The 10,422-nt window shown below is 76.0% G+C and carries 9 protein-coding genes, 1 tRNA gene, 2 pseudogenes and 1 riboswitch; of the genes and pseudogenes, 6 read left to right on the forward strand and 6 right to left on the reverse strand.

The genetic code is table 11. From position 1 onward, the window contains the following. Nucleotides 1-52: 52 nt before the first annotated feature. The 3 genes from ACI79D_RS19845 to ACI79D_RS19855 all read left to right on the forward strand — a co-directional run bounded on the left by ACI79D_RS19845 (nt 53) and on the right by ACI79D_RS19855 (nt 3,093). The gene (locus ACI79D_RS19845; RefSeq protein ID WP_456920199.1) at nt 53-292 is read left to right on the forward strand and encodes an acyl carrier protein; all 240 of its coding nucleotides are present in this window, start codon (nt 53-55) and stop codon (nt 290-292) included. Nucleotides 293-338: 46 nt separating this feature from the next. Further along, entirely contained in the window at nt 339-1,580 is a 1,242-nt protein-coding gene (locus tag ACI79D_RS19850; RefSeq protein ID WP_456920200.1) for a beta-ketoacyl-[acyl-carrier-protein] synthase family protein, read from the forward strand. A 100-nt stretch (nt 1,581-1,680) separates the two neighbouring features. After that, nucleotides 1,681-3,093 carry an acyl-CoA carboxylase subunit beta gene (locus tag ACI79D_RS19855; RefSeq protein ID WP_456920201.1) on the forward strand — a complete coding sequence of 471 codons (1,413 nt, stop codon included), beginning with the start codon at nt 1,681-1,683 and terminating at the stop codon, nt 3,091-3,093. Nucleotides 3,094-3,278: 185 nt separating this feature from the next. On the opposite strand, the gene ACI79D_RS19860 is transcribed toward ACI79D_RS19855, so the two are convergent. Both ACI79D_RS19860 and ACI79D_RS19865 read right to left on the reverse strand, forming a co-directional pair. Further along, nucleotides 3,279-3,779, reverse strand: coding sequence for a DUF3145 domain-containing protein (locus tag ACI79D_RS19860; protein ID WP_456912120.1), 501 nt, complete (start codon nt 3,777-3,779; stop codon nt 3,279-3,281). Between the two features lie 372 nt (nt 3,780-4,151). Next, nucleotides 4,152-4,406, reverse strand: coding sequence for a hypothetical protein (locus ACI79D_RS19865; protein ID WP_456920202.1), 255 nt, complete (start codon nt 4,404-4,406; stop codon nt 4,152-4,154). A gap of 83 nt (nt 4,407-4,489) precedes the next feature. Here ACI79D_RS19865 and ACI79D_RS19870 point away from each other — a divergent pair, with 83 nt between their 5' ends. Then, nucleotides 4,490-5,383, forward strand: a complete 894-nt coding sequence (locus ACI79D_RS19870; protein ID WP_456920203.1) for a maleylpyruvate isomerase N-terminal domain-containing protein — start codon at nt 4,490-4,492, stop codon at nt 5,381-5,383. Nucleotides 5,384-5,402: 19 nt separating this feature from the next. Here ACI79D_RS19870 and ACI79D_RS19875 read toward each other — a convergent pair whose 3' ends face one another. Further along, nucleotides 5,403-6,605, reverse strand: coding sequence for a peptidoglycan DD-metalloendopeptidase family protein (locus tag ACI79D_RS19875; RefSeq protein ID WP_456920204.1), 1,203 nt, complete (start codon nt 6,603-6,605; stop codon nt 5,403-5,405). Nucleotides 6,606-6,636: 31 nt separating this feature from the next. Further along, a riboswitch (cyclic di-AMP (ydaO/yuaA leader) is annotated at nt 6,637-6,731 on the reverse strand. Between the two features lie 401 nt (nt 6,732-7,132). Here ACI79D_RS19875 and ACI79D_RS19880 point away from each other — a divergent pair. Together ACI79D_RS19880 and ACI79D_RS19885 are read left to right on the forward strand one after the other, a co-directional pair. Beyond that, entirely contained in the window at nt 7,133-8,332 is a 1,200-nt protein-coding gene (locus tag ACI79D_RS19880; protein ID WP_456920205.1) for an MFS transporter, read from the forward strand. Beyond that, nucleotides 8,323-8,396 (forward strand) — tRNA-Ile (locus ACI79D_RS19885). The genes ACI79D_RS19880 and ACI79D_RS19885 overlap by 10 nt, the downstream gene beginning before the upstream one ends. Before the next feature lie 297 nt (nt 8,397-8,693). Here the strand turns inward: ACI79D_RS19885 and ACI79D_RS19890 are convergent. From ACI79D_RS19890 to ACI79D_RS19900, 3 genes and pseudogenes are all read right to left on the reverse strand, one after another. Next, nucleotides 8,694-8,966, reverse strand: a pseudogene (locus ACI79D_RS19890) (ANTAR domain-containing protein); the annotation flags it as partial. After that, nucleotides 8,887-9,744 (reverse strand): hypothetical protein, encoded by an 858-nt coding sequence (locus ACI79D_RS19895; RefSeq protein WP_456920206.1) that lies wholly within the window; start codon nt 9,742-9,744, stop codon nt 8,887-8,889. The pseudogene ACI79D_RS19890 and the gene ACI79D_RS19895, both read right to left, overlap by 80 nt. A gap of 203 nt (nt 9,745-9,947) precedes the next feature. Continuing rightward, nucleotides 9,948-10,422, reverse strand: a pseudogene (locus ACI79D_RS19900) (epoxide hydrolase); the annotation flags it as partial.

A 10,422-nucleotide genomic window follows, 5' to 3' on the forward strand; every position in this document is an offset into this window, starting at 1 on the left:
CAGGGGCCCGACGGCGGGACCCCCCGCCCACCCGAGAGAGAGGACCTTGCGAGTGAGCGAGGACATCCAGACCGGTCTGGCCGAGATCCTGGAGGAGGTCGCCGGGGTCGCACCGGCCGACGCCACGCCGGAGAAGTCCTTCACCGAGGACCTCGACGTCGACTCCCTGTCGATGGTCGAGATCGCCACCGCGGTCGAGGACAAGTTCGGCGTCGCCATCCCCGACGACGAGCTCGGCAACATCAAGACCGTCGGCGACGCCATGAGCTACATCCAGAAGAACCGGGGCTGAAGCAGCACCCCCGGCCCCCGGCCGCACGTCCCAGGAGGAACCCGTCATGAGCACGTCTGTCGGCGACGTCGTCGTCACCGGTCTCGGCGCCACCACGCCGCTCGGAGGCGACGTCGCGACCACCTGGGAGGCACTGCTGGCCGGGCGGTCGGGGGTCCGGCGCCTCGACGACGACTGGGTCAAGCAGTTCCCGGCCCAGCTGGCCGCGACCCTGGCCACCGATCCCGCCGAGCAGATCGACCGGGTGCGCGCCCGCCGGCTGGACCGCAGCCAGCAGGTCGCGGTGGTCGCCGCCGAGGAGGCCTGGCGCGACTCGGGTGCCGCCGACGCCGGCGTCGCCCCCGAGCGGGTCGCCGTCGTGTTCGGCACCGGCATCGGCGGTGCGCTCACCCTGCTCGGCCAGGACGACGTCCTGGAGGAGAAGGGGCCCAAGCGGGTCTCGCCCTTCACCATCCCGATGCTCATGCCCAACGGCCCGGCGGCCGCGGTCGGCCTGGCCGTGGGCGCCAAGGGCGGCGTGCACGCCCCGGTCAGCGCCTGCGCCTCGGGCGCCGAGGCGATCCGCTGGGGCCTGGACCTCATCCGCTTCGACCGCGCCGACGTCGTCCTCGTCGGCGGCGCCGAGGCCGTCGTCCACCCGCTGCCGATGGCCGGGTTCGCCGCGATGCGGGCCATGAGCACCCGCAACGACGAGCCCGAGCGCGCCTCTCGGCCCTTCGACAAGGCCCGCGACGGCTTCGTCCTCGGCGAGGGCGCGGCCGCGCTGGTGTTGGAACGGGCCGACAACGCCAAGGCGCGGGGCGCCCGCGTCCACGCCCGGCTGGCCGGCGCCGGCGCGACGGCGGACGGGTACGACCTGGTCGCCCCGCACCCCGAGGGCGAGGGCGCCGGCCGCGCGATCGCCGCTGCCGTCCGGGATGCCGGACTCACCCCCGCCGACATCGGCCACGTCAACGCGCACGCCACCTCCACGCCGGTGGGCGACACCGCCGAGGCCGCCGCGATCCGCAGCGCGATCGGCGAGCACGTGCTGGTCACCGCCACCAAGAGCCAGACCGGGCACCTGCTCGGCGCGGCCGGGGCGCTGGAGTCGGTGTTCACGATCCTCGCCCTGCGCGAGCAGGTCGTGCCGGCGACGGCCAACCTCGACGACCCGGACGACGACGCCGCCGTCCAGGCGCTCGACATCGTGCGCCGCGAGCCGCGGCGCACCCAGCTGTCCGCCGCCGTCAACGACTCCTTCGGCTTCGGCGGCCACAACATCGCCGTGGTGTTCACCACCGCCTGAACCAGCTGACCGCTGCCTGAGGGGGCCGGCACCGCCTGGGTGCCGGTCCCGCGATGGCGCACGCCCAGGCACGCCCGACCCGGAGAGGCCCGGAGATCCCGTGACCACCCTGTCCCCCGCCCCCGCCCCGACCGCCGTGGACCCCCGCGACCCGGAGGACCGCCTGCAGCGGTTCTTCGACGCCGGCTCGATGACCCTGCTGCTGCCGCGGGACACCTCCGGCGTCGTGGCCGCCCGCGGCACGGTGTCGGGCACCCGGGCGGTCGCCTACTGCACCGACGCCACGGTCATGGGCGGCGCGATGGGGCTCGACGGCTGCCGGCACATCGTCGACGCCATCGACACCGCCCTGCGGGAGCGGGTGCCGGTCGTGGGGATCTGGCACTCCGGAGGCGCGCGGCTGGCCGAGGGCGTCACGGCGCTGCACGCGGTCGGCGAGGTCTTCGAGGCGATGGTGCGGGCCTCCGGGCGGGTCCCGCAGATCTCGGTGGTGCTCGGCCCCGCGGCCGGTGGCGCCGCCTACGGCCCGGCGCTGACCGACCTGGTGATCATGGCGCCCGCAGGCCGGGTCTTCGTCACCGGGCCCGACGTCGTCCGGTCGGTCACCGGCGAGGAGGTCGACCAGGAGCAGCTGGGCGGCCCGGACACCCACGGCCGGCGCAGCGGCGTCGTCCACGTGGTGACCGGGTCCGAGCAGGCGGCGCTGGACACCGCCCGCGAGGCGGTCGACCTGCTGGCCGCGCAGGGCTCCTTCGCCCCGGCCGCCGGGGAGCCCGAGGTCGACCTGCGGGCGCTGCTGCCCGAGCAGCCGCAGCGCGCCTACGACGTCAAGCCGCTGGTCGCCGCGGTGCTCGACGGCCCCGGCCTCGAGCTGCACCCGCGGTGGGCGCCGAACATCGTGACCACCCTGGGCCGGCTGGCCGGGCGGACCGTCGGGGTCGTCGCCAACAACCCGCTGCGCCTGGGCGGCTGCCTGGACTCCGCGTCGGCCGAGAAGGCGGCCCGCTTCGTGCGGATGTGCGACGCCTTCGGCGTCCCCCTGGTGGTCCTCGTGGACGTCCCGGGATACCTGCCCGGCGTCGGCCAGGAGTGGGACGGCGTGGTCCGGCGCGGCGCCAAGCTGCTGCACGCCTTCGCCGAGGCGGTGGTGCCCCGGGTGACGCTGGTGACCCGCAAGTCCTACGGCGGCGCCTACATCGCGATGAACGCCCGCTCGCTGGGCGCGACGGCGGTGTTCGCCTGGCCCGGGGCCGAGGTCGCCGTGATGGGCGCCAAGGCGGCCGTGGGCATCCTGCACCGGAAGAAGCTGGCCGCCGTCCCGCCGGCCGAGCGGGAGGCGCTGCACGCGCAGCTGGCGGCCGAGCACGAGCGGATCGCCGGCGGAGTGAACCGGGCGCTGCAGATCGGCGTCGTCGACGAGGTGGTCGAGCCGTCGCGGACCCGGGGCCGGCTGATCGAGGCGCTGGCGTCGGCGCCGGCCGGGCGCGGCGCGCACGGCAACATCCCGCTGTAGGAGGAGGACCCGGTCGAAGGAGCAGATCGTCCGGACGCCGCTTCCCCGACGACGTCCGGACGACCGGTCCCGAGCCTACGACGGCAGGGCCGGAGCCCTCAGCTCGTCGTAGTCGGATCGTGATGAAGTCGAAGGCCCCGGCCCCCTCACCCCTCGCAGGCTCGGGGCGAGCCTCCGGCCGGGGCCTAGACCACCTGGTGGAGCCAGGTGATGGGGCTGCCGTCGCCGGCATGCCGGTAGACCTCGAGGTCGGCGTCCCAGGCCGCACCGAGGAGCTCGTCGACGCCGTGCCGGAACGCCTCGATGGACGTCGCCGTGGCGGCCAGGTGACGCAGCTGCTGCTCGGTGACGATGAGGTCACCGTTGGCGCTCGTGGGTGCCCGGAAGACGCCGTGGCCGGGCACGTACGACATGCGCTCGCCGTCGTTGCCGTGGCTGGCTTCCTCGGTCACCTCGAAGCGCAGCATGGGCCACGCGCGCAGCGCAGCCACCAGCTTCGCCCCCGTGCCGGGGGCGCCGGTCCAGGCGACCTCGGCACGGTAGGAACCGTGTGCCGCGGGCTGGTCGGCCCACGACAGGGAGACCGGCGCGCCGACGACGCGTTCGAGCGCCCACTCGACGTGCTGGCAGAGCGCCTTCGGGCACGCGTGCACGAAGACGACACCCTGGGTAGACCGTCGCTGCACGGGGCACCTCCATCGACTCGATCGGTCTCGTCTTCCCCAACGGACGATCGATTCGGTGACAGGCTGTGTTCGGCGGTTGTGGACCAGGGGTCCCGGGAACAGTTTGCACGATGGTCACCCGATCGCGCCAGTGCGGGTGGGACCAATGAGTCACATGTGACGGAAGGTCACCGCCTGAGCCTCTATGTGCTGGTCAGCGGGCCATACCACGCAGGCGGGACCGGCGTCCAGCACCGCGCCTCCACCCACACACCATCCACAGGATCTCCCCCGCGGACCCACAACTCGATCCCCAACCAGCCTCCACTCGAGGGTCGTTGATCACCCAGCGTAGCGATCAGGGCCCTGCGGACACGGGGAGCGACGCTGCCGTCAGGCACCGAGCGTGGCCTGGAGGTCCTCCCGCGGGACCACCCGCGTGGCCCGGAACGGCAGGCCCTCGGCGCCCGGCTCGGTCCAGTCCACGTCGACCACCTGGCCGGCCCGCAGGGTCCCCTCCGAGCGGCCCTCGACGACCGCGGCGTCCACCCAGCACGCGCCCGGCAGGTCGGGCGCCTCGACGAGGCCGGCCCGGCGGGCGTCGTCCCAGCGGATGACGGTCCCCTGCGTCGTGCCGCTGCGTGTCATGGGTCCAGGCTGCGCGGCCGGCGTCCGCCGGACAAGCCCACCGTCCACGCCTCGCCGGCGCCCGGCCGGGGTAGGGGCGCCGCATGGTGCGACAGCAGGGCATGGCCGACGCCGGGCGGGACGAGGTCGCCGCGATGGCGCTCGGCGCGTGGGACGCCTTCCTCGACCAGGCCTCGGCCGTCGACCTCGACCGGCCGACCCGGCTGCCCGGGTGGCGGGTGCACGAGGTGTGCGTGCACCTCGGCTGCTGGGACGACCACGCCGCGCTGGCCGACCTGGTCGCCTCGGCGCGCGCCGGCGGGACCGGGACGCCGGCGGACGTCGACGCCACCAACGCCCGGGTGACCGCCGCCCACCGCGACGCTCCCCGCGCGGAGGTGCTCGAGGCCCTGCGCCGCAACCGGGACGCCACTGCCCGCTACCTGTCCGACGAGCCGGTCGAGCTCGACACCGCCCCGGCGGTCGCCGTCGTCGGCCGGCTGCCGTTGCTCAGCGTCGTCCTGGGCCAGGCCTACGAGCTCGCCGTGCACGGTCTCGACCTGGCCGACGCGGGGGCGCCACCGGTCCCGGCACCGGTGCTGCAGGCGGGGCTCGCCGCGCTCGCCGACGTGACCGGCGCGCTGGCGGCGGCGAGCGGGATCACCGGGGGCGCCGGCCTGGCCACCCCGGACGGCGGCTGGCGGTTCGCCGCCGACGAGGACGGCTGGACCGTCCGGCGGCTGCCGCCCGGCCGGCCGACGGGGACGGCGGTGGAGGCGCCTGCCGACCTGCTGCTGGAGGCGGCGTCCGGCCGGGTCAACCCCGTCGTCGCGGTGGCCCGCCGCCGCCTGCGCGTGCACGAGATCGGCGGGCTGCTGGCGCTGGCGCCCATCGTGCAGTCGGCTCCGGGCATCCCCGGCGGGCCGATCCTGCAGCTGGCCGCCCAGACCCTCGGCGGCGTGGGCGGGCTCCTCGGCCGGTTGCGGGGACGCCGTTAGCCGGACCGGGGCCCGGCGGTCAGCAGCCGCCGGTGGCGATGCCGTGCTCGTGCAGCCACGGCACCGGGTTGACCCGGCTGGCGTAGAGCCCACCCTGGTGCACCTCGAAGTGCAGGTGCGGGCCGGTGGACTGGCCCTTGTTGCCGACCTCGGCGATCTGCTGGCCGGCGGTCACCACCTGGCCGGCGCTGACGAAGAAGCGGTTCACGTGGCCGTAGAGGGTGATCTGGCCGTCCGCGTGCTGCACGTACACCGCCTGCCCGAACCCGCTGGCCGGGCCGGCCTGGAGCACGACGCCGTCCTCGGGCACGTGGATCGGGGTGCCGATGGGCGCGGCGATGTCGATGCCCTGGTGCTGGGTGCCCCAGCGTGCGCCGTAGCAGGAGGTGACCCGGCCGGCGGTGGGCATGGCGGTGGCGCTCTGCGCGGCGGACACCGCCTGCGCCTGCGTCTGGCGCTGGTTCCAGGCCGCGCCCGGGTCCGCGGCACCCTGGGCGGCGAGCAACCGCTCCCCCGCCTGCCGCAGCTGCTCCTCCAGGGAGGCCTTCTCCGCGGCGCGGGCGTCGAACTCCGCCTGGGCAGCGGCCAGGTGGGCGTCGGCGGCGGCCTGCGCCTCGTCGGCGGCCCGGGCGGCCCCGTCGAGCCGGGTGACGGCCTCGTCCGCGGCGCGGTCGGCCTCGGCGACGCGCTGCTGGACGGTCAGGAACTCCTGGAGCTGCGCGGCGCGGTGGTCGCCGATGACCTCCATCGTGGCGGCCTGCTGCAGCAGCTCGGTCGGGTCCTGCGCGTCGAGCAGCAGCTCCATGTCGCCGTACCGGGTGTCGCCGCCCATGTAGGCCCGGCGCCCCAGGTCGGCGATGGCCTGCTCGGCGCCGACGACGTCGGCCTGCGCGTCGGCGAGCTCGGCGGCGGTCCGCTCGGCCTCGGCCTGCGCCTGGGTGAGCTGGGCGCGCGCGACCAGCGCGGCGTCCGCGGCGGCCTCGGCCTCCACGGTCATCCGCTGCAGCTGCTCCTCGGCGGCCTTCACCTGCTCCCCGATGCGGGCCACCTGTGCGGTCAGCTCCTCCTGCTCGGAGGAGGCGGGGGTGACGGGAGCGGCGAGCGCGGCCGGGGTGCCGGCCAGCAGGCCCGCTGCGGCGGCGGCGACGAGCAGGGCCCGGCGGCCTCGGCGGGGGGCGGTGGCGCGGTCGAGCAGGCTGGTGCGGTGGTGCAGGGTCGCCAAGGCGGCGGTTCTCCCATCCTCGCGGCCGCCTACCGGGTTAGCTGACGGGTTCGGGCCGGACGGCGCCCTACCCGCCCGCGCGCAGCGCAGGCAGGACTCACCCCAGTGGAACGGTGGGTCCCCGGTCCGCCTCGACCCCGAGGGGCCTGCGGCGGTTCGGCGGGGCCTGGCCGAGGCCCTCGGTTCCCGAGGAGCTGAGCCCGGCGAGGCCGTCGGGAAAGCTACTACGGATGTGACGGGTGGTCACGATCGGGTAACGCCCCCGGCGCGCCTCCTTGCCCGAAGGGGTGACCCTCGGCTACCACGCGCACCCGGACGACCCCGCTCCGGTGAGCCCGGACGCTACCGGCCGGCCGGGGCGGGCACCCCGTCGCCCACCTGCACCGACTCCGGTAGACGTTGTGCGTGCCCCCGACCGCGATCGCGCGCCGCGCCCGCGCGCGGGGACGCGGCAGACCGTCGGCATGAGATCCCGCACACGTTCTCCCGACACGCCGCCGACACGCCGGGCCCGGCAGCGCGGCCTGGTGGCCCTGTGCATCACCGAGATCACCAGCTGGGGCGTCCTCTACTACGCCTTCCCCGTCGCCCTGCGGGACATCACCGCCGACACCGGCTGGTCGGCCCCGACGGCGTCGGCGGCGTTCTCGGTGGGGCTGGTGGTCTCCGCGCTGGCCGGGATCCCGGTGGGCCACTGGCTCGACCGGCACGGCCCCCGCCGGGTGATGACGGCCGGCTCGCTGCTCGCGGTGCCCGCGACGGTCGGCATCGCCCTGGCGCCGAGCTACGGCTGGTTCCTGGCGGCGTGGCTGGTCGCCGGCGTGGCGATGGCCGCGGTGTTCTACCAAGCCGCGTTCACCGCGCTGGCCCGCTGGTACGGGGAGGACCGGGTGCGGGCGCTGACCGCCCTGACCCTGGCGGCCGGGCTGTCCAGCACGGTGTTCGCGCCGCTGACCGACGCGCTGCTCGCCGGCCTCTCCTGGCGGCAGACCTACCTGGTCCTGGCCGCGGTGCTGGCCGTCGTCACCGTCCCGCTGCACGCCGTCGTCCTGCCCGCGGCGTGGGCCCGACCGCGGTCGGGGACCCTGGAGGGTCACCGCGGGGTCCCGCCCGAGGTCCGGACGGCGGGGTTCCTGCTACTGGCCGCGGCGCTGACGCTCACCGCGTTCGGCCTCTACGCGGCCAGCCTCACCCTCATCCCGCTCCTGACCGGCCGCGGGTTCTCCAGCACCCTGGCGGCCACCACCCTCGGCCTGCTGGGAGCCGGACAGCTCCTCGGGCGGCTCGGGTACGCGCCGCTGGCCCGCCGGACCTCCCCGGCCGGCCGCGCCGTGGTCATCGTGCTGGCCTCGGCCGGGACGATCGCCCTGCTCGCCGGGCTGCCCGGACCCGCGGCCCTGCTGGTCACGGCCTCCGTGCTCGCCGGGGCCGCGCGCGGCGCGGGAACGCTCCTGCAGGCCACCGTCGTCGCCGAGCGCTGGGGCGCGGCCCGCTACGGCACGGTCGGCGGGTACCTGGCCGCGCCGGTCACCCTCGCCACCGCGGTGGCGCCGTGGGCGGGGACGGCGCTGGCCGAGGTCCTGGGCGGCTACCCGGCCGCGTTCTGGGTGCTCGCCGCGCTCGTCCTCGGGGCGGCCGGCGCCGCCGTCCTCAGCTACCGCGGGGAGGGCGGCCACGGCGGCACGCCCGGGACGGCGTCTGGCAGGCTGGAGGCTCCGGGGCGGTAGCTCAGCCGGTCAGAGCATGGGACTCATAATCCCTGGGTCGTGGGTTCGAGCCCCACCCGCCCCACCGGTGTGTGCGCTGGTCGAGGCATCGGCACCGCGGTGCACAGGTCGCCCACCCACAGGGCACTCCGAGGCGTGGTCGTGGGCGGCGTCCACGCGTCGGGCGAGGGCGTCGAGGATCTCGCGGAAGCGGCCGGAGCAGACGTCGAGGACCGTCCCAGGCGGCGGCCCTGAGCGAGAGGCTGCGGTCCGGGAGGCCCCGTGTCGATCTCCAGGACGCCGGTGTAGACGACCTCCTGCGGGACCTCGCGCAGCCGGGTGTTCCGGTGGCTGCTGGCGGGGCGCAGGCGTCGAACGCCTGCTGCTCGGTCAGCCCGTGCCGAGCCATCAGGATGCCGATGGCCATGCCGATGCGCCGGTTGCTCTGCTGGGCCGGTAGACCCCCAGGAGGCCCATCGACAGAGCGACCGGCCCGGGACGGCGGGGCCCCTCTCCCCCTGCGCCTGGAGCGCCCTCCCGGCGAGCCGGGCAGGGTGTCCGAGCGGCTCACCGGCTCAGGGATCCCTGCGTTCGGCAGCACGAGACCTGCCGCGGTCGGTCTCCGTCTCGGCCCGGTCACGGATGTCCTGCTCACGGTCGGTGCGGGCGGCCTCTCGGTCCCGAGCCGCTGCCAGCCGATCTTGCTCCGCCGCGAGGCGGTCGTCGGCGTCGGCCGCACGGTCGGTCGCAGCCCGCGCCCGGTCGTCCTCGGCCCATCCTCGGTAGGTCGTGTCGACCTCGGCGTCGACGGCCCGCTGTTCCTCGGCCTCCTCGCGCAGGGGTCCACCAGCCCGGTCCGTCCCCCGCGCCTGTCGGGCCCGGAGCTCGTCGGCGGCCGCCTCCCGGCGGCCCGCGGCCGCGGCCCGCTCGGCAGCCCGCCGGTCCCGCTCGGTGGCGGCCTCGTCGCGCTGCTGGGCAGCCTGCTCACGGTGCACGGCCGCCTCGTCCCGCCGGCGGGCCGCCCGCTCCCGACGCCGGACCGCGTCGTCCCACGCCCGGCCGGCCGCCATCCGCTGCTGCTCGACACGCGCCACGTCCGCGGGATCGGCCGTGGTGTCCACCGACCAGCTGGTGGCCCGCAGGCGCTCGTGCTCGACGGCCTGTAGCGCCGCCGCGGCCTCGCTCAACAGCCCCCGCGCATCCTCGAGACGGCCCTCCTGCAGAGCCCGCTCGGCCAGGGTGAGGTTCGTGGCCGCGACACCGCTCTCGGTCGCGGCCACCGCCTCGGCGCCCCGGGCCACTCCCTCCTGGAGCCGCCGGATGCGCTGCCGGAGGCGCTCGAAGGTCTCCTCGGCGTGACGGCGCTGCCGCTCCCGGCGTGATCGCTCGCCCGACGCGCGCTCGTCGGCGGCCCGCTCGTCGGACCCGTTCATGCGCTGAGGATTCCCCCGACGGGGTACGCGGACAAGGGCCGTCCCTGGCGACGCCCGAACCGGCCCACCCACACCACTCCGTGCTGTCCCTGACGCCGCTTCCGGCACGTCCCGCCGTCCGACCGAGCGGCCTGGTTCCCGGGTGCGCGGGAGAGACCTCGTGATCCGGGGGGTCCGAGCCGCACCCGCCCGCACCGTGCAGGTCAGCGCCGTGGTGGGGGGATCTCGGGTCCGCGCAGCGACCGGAAGCCCGCGCGGAGCTCCTCGGTGAACAGTCGTGGCTGCTCCCACGCCGCGAAGTGCCCGCCCCGCTCGACCCGGTTGTAGTGGATCAGCCCGGGATAGGCGCGCTCGGCCCAGCTGCGCGGAGCCTCGTACTGCTCGCCGGGGAAGACGCTCACGGCCACCGGGATCCCCACGCCCTTGGCGTCGAAGAAGCCGCCCCGGTACTCCCAGTACAGGCGGGACGCCGAGACCCCGGTGTTGGTCAGCCAGTACAGCGTGATGTTGTCGAGGACCTCGTCGCGGGTGAGCTCGCCCGTGGCGCTCGTCGTCCGGTCCAGGGCCGCGACCACCGCCGCGGCCGGCTGACCGTCGGCGTCGTTGTGGTCGAGCAGCCACGCGGCCAGGCCGACCGGTGAGTCCGCGATGCCGTACAGCGTCTGCGGCCGTGCCGCC

The organism is Geodermatophilus sp. SYSU D00708 (assembly GCF_054050115.1).